Origin of the sequence: Serratia symbiotica (assembly GCF_000821185.2) — a bacterium.
GTDB lineage: Bacteria > Pseudomonadota > Gammaproteobacteria > Enterobacterales > Enterobacteriaceae > Serratia > Serratia symbiotica.
Window position 1 is genome coordinate 1716809 of record NZ_CP050855.1, and the last position, 17464, is coordinate 1734272.

Annotated in this window: 14 protein-coding genes; 3 read left to right on the plus strand and 11 right to left on the minus strand. The window is 48.1% G+C overall.

All coding sequences use genetic code 11. The features are described from left to right. Position 1 precedes the first annotated feature (1 nt). The 3 genes from hisA to hisIE are packed head-to-tail and all read left to right on the plus strand — an operon-like array spanning position 2 to position 2105. Entirely contained in the window at positions 2 to 739 is a 738-nt protein-coding gene (hisA, locus tag SYMBAF_RS08570; RefSeq protein ID WP_040265016.1) for a 1-(5-phosphoribosyl)-5-[(5-phosphoribosylamino)methylideneamino]imidazole-4-carboxamide isomerase, read from the plus strand. Continuing rightward, complete coding sequence (gene hisF / locus SYMBAF_RS08575) at positions 721 to 1497, plus strand: imidazole glycerol phosphate synthase subunit HisF (RefSeq protein ID WP_040265015.1); 777 nt, start codon at positions 721 to 723, stop codon at positions 1495 to 1497. Before hisA ends, hisF begins: the two co-directional genes overlap by 19 nt. Next, entirely contained in the window at positions 1491 to 2105 is a 615-nt protein-coding gene (gene hisIE, locus SYMBAF_RS08580) for a bifunctional phosphoribosyl-AMP cyclohydrolase/phosphoribosyl-ATP diphosphatase HisIE (RefSeq protein WP_040265014.1), read from the plus strand. Before hisF ends, hisIE begins: the two co-directional genes overlap by 7 nt. A gap of 85 nt (positions 2106 to 2190) precedes the next feature. Here hisIE and gndA read toward each other — a convergent pair whose 3' ends face one another. From gndA to SYMBAF_RS08635, 11 genes are all read right to left on the minus strand, one after another. Next, the gene (gndA, locus tag SYMBAF_RS08585; RefSeq protein WP_040265013.1) at positions 2191 to 3594 is read right to left on the minus strand and encodes an NADP-dependent phosphogluconate dehydrogenase; all 1404 of its coding nucleotides are present in this window, start codon (positions 3592 to 3594) and stop codon (positions 2191 to 2193) included. Positions 3595 to 3757: 163 nt separating this feature from the next. Beyond that, complete coding sequence (locus SYMBAF_RS08590; RefSeq protein ID WP_040265012.1) at positions 3758 to 4879, minus strand: glycosyltransferase family 4 protein; 1122 nt, start codon at positions 4877 to 4879, stop codon at positions 3758 to 3760. Positions 4880 to 4886: 7 nt separating this feature from the next. Continuing rightward, on the minus strand, positions 4887 to 6020 hold the full coding sequence (locus SYMBAF_RS08595; protein ID WP_040265011.1) for a glycosyltransferase family 4 protein: 1134 nt from the start codon (positions 6018 to 6020) through the stop codon (positions 4887 to 4889). Next, positions 6020 to 6916, minus strand: a complete 897-nt coding sequence (locus SYMBAF_RS08600) for a GDP-mannose 4,6-dehydratase (protein WP_040265010.1) — start codon at positions 6914 to 6916, stop codon at positions 6020 to 6022. Before SYMBAF_RS08600 ends, SYMBAF_RS08595 begins: the two co-directional genes overlap by 1 nt. Further along, on the minus strand, positions 6916 to 7953 hold the full coding sequence (gene gmd / locus SYMBAF_RS08605; protein WP_040265009.1) for a GDP-mannose 4,6-dehydratase: 1038 nt from the start codon (positions 7951 to 7953) through the stop codon (positions 6916 to 6918). The genes SYMBAF_RS08600 and gmd overlap by 1 nt, the downstream gene beginning before the upstream one ends. A 34-nt stretch (positions 7954 to 7987) precedes the next feature. Beyond that, positions 7988 to 11089, minus strand: a complete 3102-nt coding sequence (locus tag SYMBAF_RS08610; RefSeq protein WP_052447739.1) for a glycosyltransferase — start codon at positions 11087 to 11089, stop codon at positions 7988 to 7990. After that, complete coding sequence (locus tag SYMBAF_RS08615) at positions 11086 to 12291, minus strand: FkbM family methyltransferase (RefSeq protein ID WP_052447738.1); 1206 nt, start codon at positions 12289 to 12291, stop codon at positions 11086 to 11088. Before SYMBAF_RS08615 ends, SYMBAF_RS08610 begins: the two co-directional genes overlap by 4 nt. After that, entirely contained in the window at positions 12288 to 13511 is a 1224-nt protein-coding gene (locus SYMBAF_RS08620; protein WP_040265008.1) for an ABC transporter ATP-binding protein, read from the minus strand. The genes SYMBAF_RS08615 and SYMBAF_RS08620 overlap by 4 nt, the downstream gene beginning before the upstream one ends. Next, positions 13511 to 14305, minus strand: a complete 795-nt coding sequence (locus SYMBAF_RS08625; protein WP_040265007.1) for an ABC transporter permease — start codon at positions 14303 to 14305, stop codon at positions 13511 to 13513. The genes SYMBAF_RS08620 and SYMBAF_RS08625 overlap by 1 nt, the downstream gene beginning before the upstream one ends. Then, complete coding sequence (locus SYMBAF_RS08630) at positions 14305 to 15681, minus strand: phosphohexomutase domain-containing protein (RefSeq protein ID WP_040265006.1); 1377 nt, start codon at positions 15679 to 15681, stop codon at positions 14305 to 14307. Before SYMBAF_RS08630 ends, SYMBAF_RS08625 begins: the two co-directional genes overlap by 1 nt. Positions 15682 to 15695: 14 nt before the next feature. Beyond that, positions 15696 to 17108 carry a mannose-1-phosphate guanylyltransferase/mannose-6-phosphate isomerase gene (locus SYMBAF_RS08635; protein WP_040265005.1) on the minus strand — a complete coding sequence of 471 codons (1413 nt, stop codon included), beginning with the start codon at positions 17106 to 17108 and terminating at the stop codon, positions 15696 to 15698. Positions 17109 to 17464 lie beyond the last annotated feature (356 nt).

Here is a 17464-nt window from a genome sequence, read left to right on the forward strand (position 1 = left end):
CATGATTATTCCCGCTTTAGATTTGATCGACGGCAAAGTGGTGCGTTTGCATCAGGGCGATTACCGCCAGCAACGTGACTACGGCAAGGATCCGCTGCTGCGCTTGCAGGATTATCAACGGCAAGGTGCACAATTGCTGCACTTGGTTGACCTAACCGGTGCCAAGACGCCAACGGCACGCCAAATCCCACTGCTGCGCAAGCTGCTGGCAGGGGTTGATCTGCCGGTACAGGTCGGCGGCGGTATCCGCAACGAGCAGGATGTAGCCACCTTACTGGAGGCCGGTGCCACCCGTGTGGTGATTGGCTCCACCGCAGTGAAGCAACCCCGCTGGGTGCAGAGCTGGCTCACCGGCTACGGCAGCGACGCCGTAGTGCTGGCGCTGGATGTGCGTATTGACGCGCAAGGCAGCAAGCGCGTGGCCATCAGCGGCTGGCAGGAGAACTCCAGCGCCACGCTGGAGCAGGTGATTGAGCAGTTCCTGCCCTACGGCCTGAAGCATGTGCTGTGCACCGACATTTCGCGCGATGGCACCCTGGCTGGCTGTAACGTGGCACTGTATCAGGAAATCACCCACTGTTACCCACAGGTCGCCTTTCAAGCCTCCGGTGGCATCGGTAGCCAGGAGGATCTCGCCCAACTACGTGGCAGTGGCGTTGCCGGAGTGATCGTTGGGCGCGCTCTGTTGGAAGGGAAATTTAGCGTTGAGGAGGCGATCGCATGCTGGCAAAACGGATAATCCCCTGTCTGGATGTCAAAGATGGGCAAGTAGTGAAAGGCGTACAGTTCCGTAACCACGAGATCATCGGTGATATCGTACCACTGGCACAACGCTATGCGCAGGAAGGGGCTGATGAGTTGGTGTTTTACGATATCACCGCCTCCTCCGCGAGCCGGGTGGTGGATAAAAGCTGGGTATCACGGGTAGCAGAAGTGATCGATATTCCCTTCTGCGTTGCCGGTGGCATCAAAAGTGCTGAGGACGCCAGCCAGATCCTCTCCTTCGGTGCCGACAAGATCTCCATTAATTCACCGGCACTGGCCGATCCTGATTTGATTAGCCGCCTGGCGGATCGCTTCGGCGTGCAGTGCATCGTAGTAGGTATCGATACCTGGTTCGACAGTGAAACCGGCAAATATCACGTCAACCAATATACCGGCGACGAGCGCCGTATCCGCGTCACCCAGTGGGAAACCCTGGACTGGGTGCAGGAAGTACAGCGCTGCGGGGCTGGCGAAATTGTGCTAAACATGATGAACCAAGATGGCATGCGCAACGGCTACGATCTGCAACAACTGCGCCGGATGCGTGATGTGTGCAAAGTGCCGTTGATCGCCTCTGGCGGTGCTGGCACCCTGGAGCACTTCCTGGCAGCCTTCCGTGATGCGGACATCGACGGCGCTCTGGCGGCTTCAGTGTTCCACAAACAAATCATTAATATCGGCGAACTAAAAAAGTTTCTGGCCGAACAAGGCGTGGAGATCCGCGTGTGTTAACCGACCCACAGAACAACCCACTAGACTGGGAAAAGACCGCTGGCTTGATACCAGCTATCGTACAACATGCTGTCTCTGGCGAAGTGCTGATGCTGGGCTATATGAATCAGGCCGCGCTGGCGATAACCGAGCAGAGTGGTAAAGTCACCTTTTTTTCACGCACTAAACAGCGGCTGTGGACCAAAGGCGAAAGCTCTGGCCACTTTCTCAACGTCGTCAGCATCACCCCGGATTGTGACAAAGATACGCTGCTGATTTTGGTCAATCCCATTGGCGCAACCTGCCATCTGGGCAACAGTAGTTGTTTCTACCCGGCCACCAGCGACTGGAGCTTTTTGTATCAGTTGGAACAACTGCTAGCGAAGCGCAAAACCGCCAGCCCAGGCAGCTCTTACACCGCTAGCCTGTACGCCAGCGGTACCAAGCGCATCGCACAAAAAGTCGGAGAGGAAGGTGTGGAAACCGCGCTGGCTGCCACGGTCAATGACCGTGAGGAGCTGACTAACGAAGCCTCGGATCTGATTTACCACTTAATGGTGTTGTTGCAAGACCAGGAACTGGACTTGAGCAAAGTGATTGGCCGGCTGCGTGAGCGGCATCAAAGATAGTTTGAAAGACATCGGTGATACAGGCAATAAAAAAGCCGCCGGGTTTAACCTCGGCGGCTTTTTTATTGTTCAACGGCAGGGATTATTACATCCATTCGGTATGGAACACACCTTCTTTATCGATGCGTTGGTAAGTATGAGCACCGAAGTAGTCACGCTGTGCCTGGATCAGGTTGGCAGGCAGCACCGCTGAACGGTAGCTGTCGTAGTAAGCGATCGCCGCAGAGAAGGTGGGGGTAGGGATGCCATTTTGCACCGCATAAGATACCACGTCACGCAGTGACTGCTGGTATTCATCAGCGATCTGCTTGAAGTAAGGTGCCAGCAGCAGGTTGGCGATATCGGCATCAGCGGCGTAAGCATCGGTAATTTTTTGCAGGAACTGGGCGCGGATGATGCAACCCGCGCGGAAGATCTTGGCAATCTCACCGTAGTGCAGCTCCCAGTTGTTTTCCTTAGAGGCGGCTTTCAACTGAGAGAAGCCCTGCGCATAAGAAACGATTTTGCCCAAATACAGCGCACGACGCACTTTCTCGATAAATTCGGCTTTGTCACCGCTAAACGGCGTGACTTTAGGGCCGCTCAGCACCTTAGCAGCCGCAACACGCTGGTCTTTCAGTGAGGACAGGTAACGTGCGAACACGGATTCGGTGATCAGTGACAAGGGTTCGCCCAGATCCAGAGCGCTCTGGCTGGTCCATTTGCCAGTACCTTTGTTGGCCGCTTCGTCCAGGATCACATCTATCAGGTAGTGACCCTCTGCGTCTTTCTTGGTGAAGATGTCTTTGGTGATATCGATCAGGTAACTGTTCAGTTCACCTTGGTTCCATTCGGCAAAAGTCTCTGCCAACTGTTCGTTGCTGAGGTTCAACGCCTGCTTCAACAGCGAGTAGGCTTCCGCGATCAGTTGCATGTCGCCATACTCGATGCCGTTATGCACCATCTTGACATAGTGGCCGGCACCGTCAGCGCCAATATAGGTCACACAAGGCTCGCCTTCCGCTACTGCGGCGATTTTCTTCAGGATCGGTGCCACCAGTTCGTAGGCTTCTTTCTGGCCACCAGGCATAATGGAAGGCCCTTTCAGCGCGCCCTCTTCTCCCCCGGAAACGCCAGTGCCAATAAAGTTGAAGCCCTGATCAGACAGTTCTTGGTTACGGCGCAGGGTATCCTGGTAGTAGGTATTGCCACCATCGATCAAAATGTCGCCTTTATCCAGGTGCGGCGTTAAGGAAGCAATGGTGTTGTCCGTGGCTTCGCCCGCTTTAACCATCAGCAAAATACGGCGCGGTTTTTCCAGCGATTCGACAAACGCTTCGACGCTATAGTATGGAACCAGGTTCTTGCCTGGGTTCTCAGCGATAACTTCATCCGTCTTGTCGCCTGAACGGTTAAAGATGGAAACGGTATAACCACGGCTTTCAATGTTCAGTGCCAAATTACGGCCCATCACCGCCATGCCGACAACACCGATTTGTTGTTTGGACATTTAGGAACTCCTGTCTGAGGATGACACCTGTTAACGACCCACGGCCAACAGGTTTCGACGCGGCGAATATGTTAACTCAGGATGGCAGTGCGCGGGTAGTGATTGGTGCTATAGGTCACATTTTTGCGATGCATAAACCTTGAAAAAAAGCAGTTTGTTTATTTTATGAACAATTGCTGATCAGTTGATGGTACAACTCGATATAGCTTTCCGCCATACGCTCGGAGGTGAACAAAGTCTGAAAGCGTTTGGCGGCGTTTTCGCCATAGCGCTGTGCCTGCTCAGGATCTTGCCATAATGTGTCCATCGCCGCGCGCAGTGCTTGCGGGTTGGACGGCGGCACAACAATGCCGGTTTCCTGATCGATATTGATATAAGTGGTTCCTGTACCAATCTCACTTGAGATCAGCGGCTTACCATACATAGCCCCCTCAAGCAAGGTTATGCCAAAGGCTTCAGAGCGCAGATGGGACGGAAACACCACGCTATAGCATAATTGCAACAATGCAGCTTTATGTTCATCAGGCAGTGCTCCAAGGAAGTGAATGTTTTTCAATCCCAGATCCTGCGCCTGTTGCTTGAGTGCCGCTTCGATAGGGCCAGCACCGATAATGACCAATGGGAAGTCAGTGTGCTGAATGGCTTTCAGCAAAATATGCAGACCTTTGTAATAGCGGAATGCGCCAACAAACAAGAAAAAACGCTCGCCAACTTGCCGACGCCAATACGCCAGGTGAACCTCATCAGCAACAGGATAAGACTTTTTATCCAGGCCATAGGGAATGACTTTTACCTTGGATAAATACTTTTGCAGTACCGGGCTGGTCTTAACATAGTTTGGAGAGGCGGCAACAATACAATCGACAGAGTTCAAAAATTTGTCCATCAATGGCGCGTAAATTTTCAATGCTATTTGTTGCTTAACAATATCCGAGTGATAGCTCACTATCGTTGGCTTTTTTATCCCGGTAATAAAGTGCAACAAATCCATGAATGGGTAAGGGAAATGGTAATGAATGATATCTGCCTTAGCCGCCAGCGCTTTAAATTTACTTATTGCGCTCATCGAAAAGGGGGTGGATGCCACTTCAAAATCGCAGGCGGCATAGTAAGCCACATGTTTTCCAACCCGTTCATTATCGATATCGCCACGCGTGCTGAGAGACAATATCGTCGATTCAATCTGGTGACGCACACCGGCTTCACTTAATTGAAAAATAACCTGCTCTATACCACCAAATGAATCTGGGTAATAAGTTTTATAAAAATGCAGAACTTGCAACATGAAAATTTCAAACCTGCTGGTAAGCGAAAAGAGTTTCTTGTGCACAGCGTTGCCAAGAAAATTGTTTTGCCTGATTTATCCCGTTGATCCTCGCCTGCTCACGCCAGGCGTCATCTTCAATGCTTTTTTGGATAAGTTCAGTGAGTGTGTCAACATCCATTGCCGCACACATTAATGCGCAGTCGCCAGCCACTTCAGGTAATGATGCACTGTCAGAACAAACCACCGGTATGCCGGATGCCATTGCCTCCAGCACTGGTAATCCAAATCCTTCATACAGCGACGGAAATAGGAAACTGCGAGCGCCGGCAAATAGGTACGGCAACACTGCGGACTTCGCGTAGCCCAGATAATGCAGCCAGCCAGCATTTTCAGCACGTTCGAAACGCTGGTGCAACCCTGCGCTGCTCCACCCCTCGAATCCACTGATAACCAAAGGAATAGCCAGACGCAATGCCAACGGCAAACGCTCGTAAGCATCCAGCAGTGTTTCAATATTTTTTCGCGGCTCTATAGAGCCGGTAAACAAACAGTAGTGATCAGCTTTTAAACCGAGCGGGGCTAAAAACGGCTTAAGCTCATCAGCTTCACGTGGATAAAAATCATCGCTACTGGCTAGCTTAGCGGCATACACTTGGCTCAAAGGCAGATTAAAATACTCAGCCAATTCAAGGCGCGTGAATTCGGAGTCCGTTATAAGAATATCGGCGCGCTTAATCGTCAGCAGCAGTTCTTTCTGCATAAAACGGACACGTTCCGCCGGATGACATTGTGGCCAAGTAAATACCGAGAGATCATGAAAAGTCGCTAGGCAGCGATCGACATTGGGCGGCAAATAAAAATTAGGACTGTGGTAGATCGCATCCGGGTATTTTCTGAGCGTATGCGTTTTTAACCAGGGGGCAGTCAAGCGATATAATTCTGAAGCAAAATGGCTTTTTTGTAGCCGCCGACGCAGCCCCTGAACTGCGGAAGTCGTCTCCCTGGCAGTAGGGATCTGTCGGCTTAAATGACGCCCCTGAAGAAATAAAAGCTCAGATATCTCTGAGCTTTCTTGCAGGCAGTTGGCTAATTCATAAGCATACCGGCCAATCCCGGTCAAAGGAAATTTAATCGGGTCAGTACCAAATATAACTTTCATTATCCGTTTTCCAGCATCCAGCCTAATGTTTCTTCTAGAGGTGGTGTCTGCCATTCGCCGATGATGGCACGCAATTTAGTTGCATCCCCACACAGGCGTTTCACTTCGTTCGGGCGAACAAAAGCAGGGTTCACTCGGATCTCTAAGGAATGACCAGTGATCTTTTCACAGAACCTGATCGCCTCACGCAGAGAATAGGTTTTACCCGAGCATACATTGATCGTTTCACCTAGCGGCCTCATTTGCAGCAGCGCTACGTAGGCTTTACTTAAAGCGCGCACATCGGTGAAATCACGCCAAACGTCGATATTCCCTAATTCAATCATTGCCGCATTCTCTTTATAGTGCTTGACAAGCTTCGGCAGCAGGAAATTATCAGCCTGACCAACACCAGTGTAATTAAAGGGCCTGGTAATAAATATCGGCAATTTATCCGACCAAAGCTTAGCCATGTATTCCATCGCCAGCTTGCTGACCGCATAATCATTCAGCGGATCTGTGGGCGTGGTCTCTGCCAACCGCCCACCAATGCTATTACCGTATACATTAGCACTGCTAGCAATCAGTATCGCATCCAGCGGATGGCCACTGCGGTACACTGCTTGCAGTAAGTTACGAGTGCCGATGACATTGACGTTATAGAATGCGTTTGCGTCACCATGACCGACAAAGGCAATGGCGGCCAGATGAACAATCACATCTGGCTTCACTTGTTCAATGGCATCGTTTAATGCATGCGCATCCAGCAGATTAACCTGTAAATAATCCGTTTGGCATGAAGGCAGCGATCCCAAACCAAAAACACGGTATCCGGCAGCGGATAATTCCGCTGCCACATAGTGGCCGGTAAAGCCATTAATGCCGGTAATCAGCGCGCGTTTGCCGCTGCCAAACATCAAAATGAGAACCCATTCTGATTACGGCGAATATCTTGCTCAACCATCATCTGGCATAACTGCTCCAGATTGGTTTTTGGCTGCCACCCCAAAATTTCTTTGGCGCGTTCAGGATTGCCGATCAACAGTTCAACCTCGGCTGGGCGGTAGAATTTGGCATTGACGCGAACCCGCGTTTTGCCCGTCGCCACATCGATACCCACTTCTTGCTCTTCTTTACCCTCAAAACGCAAGGTCATGCCCGCAGCTTTAAAAGCCATAGACACGAAATCACGCACGGTTTCGGAACGGTTGGTCGCCAGCACGAAGGTATCCGGCTGTTCGGCCTGCAACATACGCCACATACCTTCTACATATTCCTTGGCAAAGCCCCAATCCCGCTTCGCGTCCATATTGCCCAGCTCTAGCACCGCCAGTTGACCTAATTTAATCTTGGCGACGGAATCAGTAATCTTGCGGGTAACAAATTCCCGGCCACGCAAAGGGGATTCATGATTGAACAAAATACCGCTGGAGGCGAAAATGCCGTAGCTTTCACGGTAATTGATGGTCATCCAGTGTGCGTATAGCTTCGCCACGCCATATGGGCTGCGCGGATAGAATGGCGTATCTTCTTTTTGCGGTACCGCTTGCACCAAACCAAACATTTCAGAGGTTGATGCCTGGTAAAAGCGAATTTTGGGATTAACGATACGGATTGCTTCCAACAAATTTACTGGGCCAATACCTGTAATTTCAGCTGTGGTGATTGGCTGTTCGAATGAAACGCCAACAAAGCTCTGCGCCGCCAGGTTATACACTTCGGTGGCCCCTGTTTGCTGCAACAGACGAATGCTGGTGGAAAGATCGGTCAAATCGTACTCAACCAAGTTCAAATTTGGGTGCTTAGCAATACCCAATTCTTCAATACGCCAGAAATTGACAGAACTGGTACGGCGATAGGTTCCATAAACCACGTAGCCTTTTTCCAACAGCAGTTCAGCAAGATAAGCGCCGTCTTGGCCGGTGATACCAGTAATTACTGCAATCTTTTGCACTGAAATATTCCTATTTTAGATCAAAAAAACATGACTACGCGTCCAATAACTCAGCCATCCATTGCGGCACGGCTTCATTCTCTTTCTCGAACCCTAACAGCAGGTTTTCCTTAAATCCGCAGGTTCTTTCGTAATGTTTCTCGCGTAAAAATAGCTCATGGTACTTCTCTGGATGTTTACGGTAAAGCAGAACATCTTTCTGGAAAAAACGTGCGCGAATAGCCGATGACTCACGCTCTTTTGAACGCAGTTGTGCCGGATGGAATACGTCAACATCTTTGGCGTAAGGCACCATGCCTAATTGCTGCATGCGCCAACCAAAATCCGTGTCCTCACGGAAATGAGGATGATCAAACTGTAAATCGAACCCCCCCAGATAATTGAATACGGTGCTTCTGACCATCAGGTTGGCAGTCATAAAACCGATGCCTTCAAACCCGACGTTGGTCACCAGCCGCCAGTTTTCATCACAGTGATTATCTGAAGTGATCATCCCCTCAATGCCTACAACACCTTTAATATCGAAATATTTACGGGCATTGGCTAGCCAGTTTGGATTAGGCCGACAATCGTCGTCAGTAAAGGCAATCACTTTCCCCTGCGCTAACAGGGCACCGGTATTCCTTGCTCTGACAGCCCCTTTAACCGGGGAATGGTAATAGCAAAGAGGAAAACCGAAATCAGAGTCACGAGCAAACCAAGGCTGCTCACTTTGATCGATAATGATGACCTCAAAATCGCGCTCTACCTGTTTCTGCAAACAGTCAACCAGAATCAGTAGTTGATCCGGGCGTTCATAGCTTGGGATCACCACAGAAAAACAAGGCTGCGGTTGGTTCGACCACTGAGCGCGAGAAGAGAACATTCGGCCAACAACATCAGAGATACGTTCCCATGCATAACCGCTTTCTACACAGGCACGAGCTGCGGCGCCAACTTTGCCACGGTATTCCTGGTCAAACAAAGCCCGAATAGCGGTGGCGAATGCCTCTTTCGTCGGATCAACCACCAGCATAGCATTCAAGCCACCAGTATCAATACCGCGAGCACCGATCTTGGTGGTTACTGTTGGCATCGCCATCGACATGAAGTCGAACATTTTGATGTTGGTACCCGAACCCGAGAACATTGGGTTTACCGCCATGTCAGCAGCGGATAACCACAGCGCCTTATCTTCCTCATTCAGCATGCCGGTAACACGTACGTTCTTGTGATTAACTTTTTCAACAATACTACCAACCCCACCAGCAATGATGAACGTCACTTCAGGAACGGCAGGAGCCAACATATTGACGATGAATTTGGCGGCTTCGGCGTTCGGTTCGTATGCACTACCAATAAAAATGACCAGCTTGTCCTCGGCGGAGTAATTTAATGCCATTTTTGCCGCCGCGCGTTCTTCGTCTCCCGGCACAGGATGCGTAAACGCCATTACACCATTAGGCACCACCCGCATTTTTTCCACCGAGAACTCATATACGCGACTAAAACGTAGCAGGTCTTCCTGCGAACACGCCAATATGAGATCCGCTCGCTGACCAAGCAGGTATTCGTCGGCAATAACCTGACGAATTGCCGCTAACTCGGCAGCATTACTTTCATCAAACAGCTGTGCGCGCAAATACCCTTCGATGTTATGTGAGTCATAAACTACAACTTTACCCTGCAATAAGCTGGGGTCGATAAGTGGATAAACCCAAGGATGGGAAAACACCACCACTTCGGCCTGCTTGATATTTTCCAGAACGCCTGCCAGATAATCAGGTGATAAATGCCCCTGCTGACTGAATATGACATCAATGACCGTTTTGCCGTTAGCCCGGACGGCCCACTCGTTCGCTGCCAAATGATGTTCCTGGCTCAGCGGAATATTAATCTCTTCCAGGCTAGGGCTAAGCTGATGCCGGCGATACTTTTCACCCGGCCAATCATAGGAACCAACATAGGTCGCTTTTACGTCTTGCCCCAAATTGTGATAAAGCCCCAGCAAGCGCAATCGGCCACCGCCAATAGGCGGATCGATCGGCTGCATATCTGCAACACTCACATTGAGATGCATTTGCTTTATCATGACCTGAGGAGCCATGGCGGCGGAAATAAGCTGTTTGCCAACGGTTGACCAGCACATCCCCTGAATCATCTCATAGCCCTGTTGACCCATAGCAGTCGCAGAAGACGTATTATTGAACAGCCACTCAAACCCCCCGCACAACGCCTCAGGGGTAGGCTCACAGATAAACCCAGTTTTCAGGTGTTTAACAAAGTAGGTTGGCTCACCTGAATCGGTGCAGGTAATGATCGGCTTGGCGCTGGAGAATCCTTCCAACGTCACGTATCCGTAGTCTTCTTTCTTAGGAACAAAAGCGATCGCCAAAGCATTGGCGTAATAACCCAGCAGTTCTTCATCACTCAGACGGCCAACAAACTCAATCCGGCTGTCACCTGCGGCCAGATCCTTAAGCTCCCGCTCAGTTTCCCCCGTACCTGCGATAACGAGCCGGAGCGGCAATGAAGAAGCCTTAATGGCATTAATAGCAAGATCAACGCGTTTCCAGGGATGCAAACGTCCAGGCAAGAAGAAATAATCCCCTGTTTTACCCTGTTTGAAACCATTAACGCCCAGTGGCGGGTGTATGACATCCGAGTGAATGCCACACCAGCGGTAGAGACGATTGGAAACTTCATGACCAATGGTGAATCTGGCCTTCACTTTCGATATCGCCTCAAAGTCCCATTGGTGTAACATCGCCCGTTCAGCAAGGCGAATGGGATCGTGACCGGGGAAGGTTTCGTAAAACATGTCATCAAACACTCGTACCGTATGCACTAGATACATTACGTGGTTAGGATGATTAACAGCATAAGTTGGCGTTTTGGTAGAGACGACTGCATCAAAACGGCTGAGATCCAATTCACGACAGTGTTGATAGTTTTTGCCAATCTGCTCGAAGGAGGATTCGTCGGCAATGACCGGTACAGTTTCCGCCTCACACCCTATTTCGATTAACCCCGCCAATAATCCCTGGTAGAGACGTTCAGCACCGCCTACCTCTCCCTGTGCGGACTCTGTCGTTAATACGGCAACACGTAACCCTTTGAACTGCTCAAGTTCAGCGTATTGATTACAGTAGTTCACTGCTGACCTCTTTCGTCTTTGGTGGCTTTAAGCTCGTCCTTAATTCTGCTGTGTAATTCGTCAAGACTCAGCGAATTAGATGACTTAAATGAAAAAAATGCGTGGCTTTGCCCTGCCAGCATTTCATTTACTGAGAAGGGGGTTCGCGTGCTGCTACCAACCAGAACTTTGAGATAGAGTTTGTGTAATACGAAATACAGTCCCATCTTCTTGGCAGTAATGACAGTGTAATATCTCAGCCTTTGGTTATTGTTGAAAATTCGAATCAGCTTGCTTCCACCACGGCTAAACAAACACGCCTTCTGCTCCCTGCCATTCTTGCCATTTATTATCCACCCCAGCAAACGGACTGGCGCGCTAACGCGCCACGATGTACTGTTGTAAATTTGCTCAATATGATTTTTACACAGGCTGATTTCATGTTCAAGATCTCGGATACGCTTCAGGGAAGCTTCATGAACCTTAGAAAAATCGTCAAACTTCTGCATTTCCTTTTCCACATTCTTTAAGGCAATAAATTCACTGAAAGTTTGATAATTATCAAATATATTAGGTGGATACTTAAACGATGGTAAGAGTTCTTGATGTTCAATTGAAACATAAAAACGGTTGAGACCATCAGCATAAGCAAACAGGTAGTTTTTATCTATCAGCAGCTCTTCAATTTCCAAGTATGTTTCTGTTTGAGTATTAGGAAATGTCGATTCAACTACCACAACCCACGGGCGATATTTATCCCAATCATTCCCCTTAAGCACGGATAATTCAGAACCTTCAACGTCAATTTTTAAAAAATGGATATTCTCAGGTTGGAACTCAACGCATATGTCTGCTAACGTCCTTACCGCAACCTTACGCCATTGCCCTTTGTATCCCTCAGCCTTATGGGCTTTAACAATGTTTTTGTCAAGGGTATCCCAGCCCCGGATATCGCATTCCCAGATTTCTAATTCACCCACACTTTCATTCAATGCGCAGTTCAAATTAATATCTTGAGGCCGATCGGTAACCAGCTCACGAAAATGCCCACAGTTCGGTTCAATGTTTATGCCACGCCACCCTTGATTATAGAATGAATGCGTCACAGAGTCGCTAACAGGATCGTTAGCACCAACATCAATGTAGAATCCATTTTCAACATTTTTCAGTGCTTTCCAAAGCATCACGTCTTCTAAATTCTGGGCATATGAAATAAAAGTCATTTCGTATAAACTCCTACTTTTGGGTCTAACCAGGTCAGTCCGACAAAATTGGCTTTATCAATATTGACGACATTGAAAAGTAAGGCTAAGTCACGCCACTCATAATTATTGACTAAATGAGTATCAGTACTTACAAGGGCGGTCTGTATAGAGTAGCTTCCCGATCCAAGATTAACATCGAAACTGAAATCATAAACCAATATTGTTCCAGCCTTTACATTATCGACGACACTATTTTTGAGATCAGTATTGGTACCATACAGCACCTGCCCCAAGCGATCCTTAATTCCATATCCCAAAACTAAACGAGGAATATCTTCATTAACCTTGACTTCAATATGTAAAGTTACAGCCTGACCAACATTGACTATTTCTACCGGTTTATTGTTTTTATCTAATAAACTAATCTCAAAAACCTCCGCCTCACCGGTACCCGAGATAGTCTGTATTTTTCCCTCAGGGGTGATTTTTTGCTCTACCTTCTGGTTCTGTTTTGCCGCAAGTAAAGCATTGTAGTAATCCATTACTGCCTCAGGTTCGCCTTCCATTTCAATACGGCCAGCATTGAGCAAAATAGCCCTGTCGCACATACTCTGAATCGCCTGCTTATCATGAGACACAATTAACAGAGTGGTACCTTGCCGTCGGAAATCGCGGATTCTCTCAAAGCTTTTATGTTGAAAGTAATCATCACCAACGGACAATGCTTCATCCACTATCAGTACATCAGGCCTGATTGAGGTCGCCACACTAAACGCCAGGCGCATCTGCATACCACTGGAATAGAGTCGTACAGGACTGTCAAGATAATCGCCAATCTCAGCGAATGCCTCAATTTTCGGCATTAATTTGCTGATATCATCAGCATGTAACCCCATCAGTTGACCCGCCATGTAGACATTCTGGCGACCAGTAAAGTCGGGATGAAACCCCATTCCTAACTCCAACAGCGCGGCTACACGCCCTGAAATATGGACATTCCCTTTCGTCGGCTGGCTGGTGCCAGTGATCATTTTCAACAACGTACTCTTACCAGCCCCGTTGATGCCAATGATCCCAACGGCCTCACCCGGATTAACGGTGAAATTGATATCTTGCAACACCCATTTCAACTGATGCTTGACGATATTCCCGGGATAAAACCATTCAATAAGGCGTGCCCAACGATTAGGGTATTGCTTAAACGCTTTACCTATATTACTTACGCTGATAGTGCTCATTAAAGTTCGTCCACCATTTCTGCTGCACGCTTTTGGAATAAGTGCATTCCCAGTATGCAAAGCAACAAACCTACAATTGTTGTAGGCAGTATGCCATACCAGTCAGGCCATTCACCTTTAACCAATACTGCTTGGCAAGCCATAACGATGCCCGCTAAAGGATTATAGGATACATATTCTCGTAAATTTTCTGGCAAGATAGTTACCGAATAAACGATTGGGGTCAACCAGAACCAAAACTGTAAGAATATTCCAAAGAATTGACCAACATCACTAAAAAACACATTGAGCACGCCGATAGTCATACCTAAGCCAACTGCGAATATTATCAACACCGCGATAACTGGAATAATTGACAAAATCACAACTCCGGGAAAGTAGCCGCTAATCAACAGAAAAATGCAGAAAATAGCGAATACAATAAGGAAGTTAAGTAATGCGCTGCCAATGATTATGGCTGGAATACAAATTCGCGGAAAATTAATCTTCTTCAGCAAATTTCCGTTGTCGACAAACATTACCTGTGAGCGAGAGACTATTTCGGCAAACAGCCCCCAACTTAATACCCCCGCACAAAGATAAATACTGTATGCAAATGAGTGATCAACACCTGGTAATTTCGCACGCATAATCTGTGAAAAAATAACCGTATAAATCACTATCATCGCCAAGGGATTGAGAATATTCCACACTGCACCCAGCAGCGAATTCCTATATTTCGCCTGAAACTCTCGCTTAATACTACCAAATATAAAACTGCGATACTGCCATAATCCCTGAATCATATTAAACATTATTTATGGAATCCTGTTATGATGTTTTCTATTTCTTTAATCTGTCTGGTAACCGTGTTTTTATCATCTTTGGCTTCAATATTCAGCCTTAACAAGGCTTCGGTATTCGAGCAGCGTAGATTAAATCTCCAATCATTAAGCTCAATAGAGATACCGTCCGTTTTATCGATCTCAACATCACACCCGTAAATAGCCTCAATCTCATTAAGCACTTTGTCGATATCCGCAACCTTATAGTTAATTTCACCGCTGCAAGGGAACTTATTCATGCGATCACCAACCAGTTGGCTCAATGTCTTCTCTTTGGCGGAAAGCAACGCAGCCACCAGCAGCCATGGGATCATCCCGCTGTCGCAATAGGCAAAATCACGGAAGTAATGGTGCGCACTCATCTCGCCGCCGTAGATAGCGTCTTCTTTACGCATCCGTTCTTTAATAAATGCATGGCCAGTTTTAGACATGACCGGAACACCCCCCGCTTGGTTAACAATATCAATAGTATTCCAGGACAAGCGAGGATCGTGGATAATCTTGGCCCCTGGGTTGGTGTGCAAGAAAGCCTGTGCCAGCAGCCCGACAATGTAATAACTTTCGATAAAACTCCCTTGCTCATCGAACAGGAAACAGCGGTCAAAGTCGCCATCAAAAGCAATGCCCATATCGGCCTGATGCGCCAGCACCGCTTTAGCCGTATCGTCACGGCATTCAGGTAATAATGGATTAGGGATACCGTTCGGGAAATTACCATCCGGCTGATGATGCACTTTCACAAAAGAGACAGGGATGTTGTCGCGCTTAAAACGGCGTTCAATCTCATCAATGACGTGCCCCGCCGCGCCGTTACCAGAGTTGATAACCAGCTTCATTGGCTTCAACGCCGTTGTATCGATATAACTCAATAGATGATTAACGTACTCGTTCAAGATCGTTATTTGCTGATAGCTACCGCGTTTGTTTGCTGCAACCGGAGGAAATGCATTGTCTTGCGCCAACTGTTTGATTGCCAGCAGGCCGGTATCGCCACTTATTGGCTGGGCGTTGGCGCGTACCAGTTTCATACCGTTGTAATTCATTGGGTTATGACTTGCGGTCACTTCTATCCCGCCATCCATGCCAAGATGGAAAGTAGCAAAATAGACCTCTTCGGTTCCGCTCACGCCAATGTCATACACATCAGCACCTGCATCTTGCAGCCCATTCGCTAACGCCAACTTAAGAGCTTCGCTGCTAAGGCGCACGTCCCCACCGACAATCACGCGTAACGGCTTAAGATATTCCCCATAAGCTCGGCCGATGCGGTAGGCAATATCTTCGTTCAGCTCTTCACCAAGTTGGCCACGAATATCATATGCTTTAAAACAGGTTAGGCTATTCATTAAAACCTCAAAATTTAGCAACGACCGTAATGATCTTTGATACGAATAATGTCATCGTTCCCTAAATAAGAACCCGCCTGCACTTCAATCAGTTCCAAAGGTATATTACCTGGGTTTTCTAAACGGTGAACCACGCCAATGGGAATGAATGTCGACTGATTTTCAGTCAATAGAAAAGTTTTATCTCCGGTTGTCACTCTGGCCGTACCTGCAAGCACCACCCAATGCTCAGTACGATGATGGTGTATCTGCAAGGAAAACGCTTCGCCTGGGTTCACGGTTATGCGGTTTACACAGAAACGTTTTTCGGCGACCAAGATATCGCAGATGCCCCATGGCCGGTAAACTTCACGATGTCTTCTATATTCGCTACGATTGTGTTTTTTCAGATATTCAACTACTTTTTTGACATCCTGTACCTTTGATTTATCAACCACCAGTACAGCATCCTTGGTATTAACCATCACCAGATTATCGACGCCAACAGCAGCCACCAATTTTTCATCGGTATTGATATAACAGTCATGAGTGTTATGCAGGAAGGTATCACCAGTTAATGCATTGCCGGCCTCATCCTTCGGGCTGACTTCCCACAAAGCAGACCATGATCCAACATCACTCCATCCAGCATCTAGCGGTATCATGACGGCATCCTGGGTTTTCTCCATCACCGCATAATCGATCGATTCATCAGGGCAGCACGCAAAAGCGTCTTGTTTAACGTTGATGAAATTCTTATCGCCCCCGGTATCACTCAGAGCGTGCTGGCAGGCAGCCAAAATATCTGGACGAAACTTCTCCAATTCTTCTAAATAGCGCTTGGCACGGAACATGAACATACCGCTGTTCCAAAAATATTCTCCAGAATCCACGTAATTTTGGGCGGTGGCAAGATCGGGTTTTTCGACAAAACGCTTTACGCAAGTCGCAGAAACATGCTCACCCCAGCTTTCGCCACGCTGGATATAGCCATATCCTGTTTCCGGCCCAGTGGGCACAATACCGAATGTCACCAGGCTTTGCCCCGCAGCAAAAGCCTGTGCTGCCTCGATAGCCGCATGAAACGCCCCAATATCCTTGATGATATGATCTGCCGCCAAGACCAACATGATGGGATCGTGCCCTTGCGCAAGGGCGTTTAGTGCTGCCAGCGCGATCGCTGGCGCAGTATTGCGTCCTACCGGTTCCAAGATGATGTTGTGTGACAACATGTCGATTTGACGCAGTTGTTCAGCCACCATAAAGCGGTGATCCTGGTTACAGATGACGACAGGTTCACTGATCTCAACACCATCAAGGCGGTTTAATGTTTCCTGCAACATTGAATGGAAGCTATGCAAACGCAGAAATTGCTTTGGATGAAGTTCACGGGACATCGGCCACAAACGGCTACCAGTGCCGCCTGCCATAATTACAGGTAATAACATTTCTAATCCTTTATCACGGTCCGTAAAATAACCTAAAAATACAATAAATTAAATAAATATCACTGTGTGTATGTGCGCATTCTTAACGCGGCTAGCGGGCTGAAACTTCAAGCATGTCAAACGACGAATGGGCTACCCGTAGCTCAACAAGCCACAGCTTACCCCACCAGCAGGCAAGCTACCGCCCTTGGCTCAACAGCTACCAACCAACTGACAGTCAATGTGTTACTTATTATCCCCCAGCCTGTTTGGCTCCGAGTAAAATCAGCACAAGTTGTCGTGTGATTGGCATCGAGACAGGCTATAGAGAGAGTAAACGCAATAAATTTTTTTTACTCAGTATGCTACCATCTTGC

Excerpts from the sequence above, each read along its gene's own strand:
- SYMBAF_RS08625 (WP_040265007.1), bottom strand. The coding sequence starts at position 14,305 with ATGTTTAATATGATTCAGGGATTATGGCAGTATCGCAGTTTTATATTT.
- SYMBAF_RS08615 (WP_052447738.1), bottom strand. The coding sequence starts at position 12,291 with ATGACTTTTATTTCATATGCCCAGAATTTAGAAGACGTGATGCTTTGG.
- SYMBAF_RS08600 (WP_040265010.1), bottom strand. The coding sequence starts at position 6,916 with ATGTTTGGCAGCGGCAAACGCGCGCTGATTACCGGCATTAATGGCTTT.
- SYMBAF_RS08635 (WP_040265005.1), bottom strand. The coding sequence starts at position 17,108 with ATGTTATTACCTGTAATTATGGCAGGCGGCACTGGTAGCCGTTTGTGG.
- gndA (WP_040265013.1), bottom strand. The coding sequence starts at position 3,594 with ATGTCCAAACAACAAATCGGTGTTGTCGGCATGGCGGTGATGGGCCGT.
- SYMBAF_RS08630 (WP_040265006.1), bottom strand. The coding sequence starts at position 15,681 with ATGAATAGCCTAACCTGTTTTAAAGCATATGATATTCGTGGCCAACTT.
- SYMBAF_RS08620 (WP_040265008.1), bottom strand. The coding sequence starts at position 13,511 with ATGAGCACTATCAGCGTAAGTAATATAGGTAAAGCGTTTAAGCAATAC.
- SYMBAF_RS08590 (WP_040265012.1), bottom strand. The coding sequence starts at position 4,879 with ATGTTGCAAGTTCTGCATTTTTATAAAACTTATTACCCAGATTCATTT.
- hisA (WP_040265016.1), top strand. The coding sequence starts at position 2 with ATGATTATTCCCGCTTTAGATTTGATCGACGGCAAAGTGGTGCGTTTG.
- hisF (WP_040265015.1), top strand. The coding sequence starts at position 721 with ATGCTGGCAAAACGGATAATCCCCTGTCTGGATGTCAAAGATGGGCAA.
- SYMBAF_RS08595 (WP_040265011.1), bottom strand. The coding sequence starts at position 6,020 with ATGAAAGTTATATTTGGTACTGACCCGATTAAATTTCCTTTGACCGGG.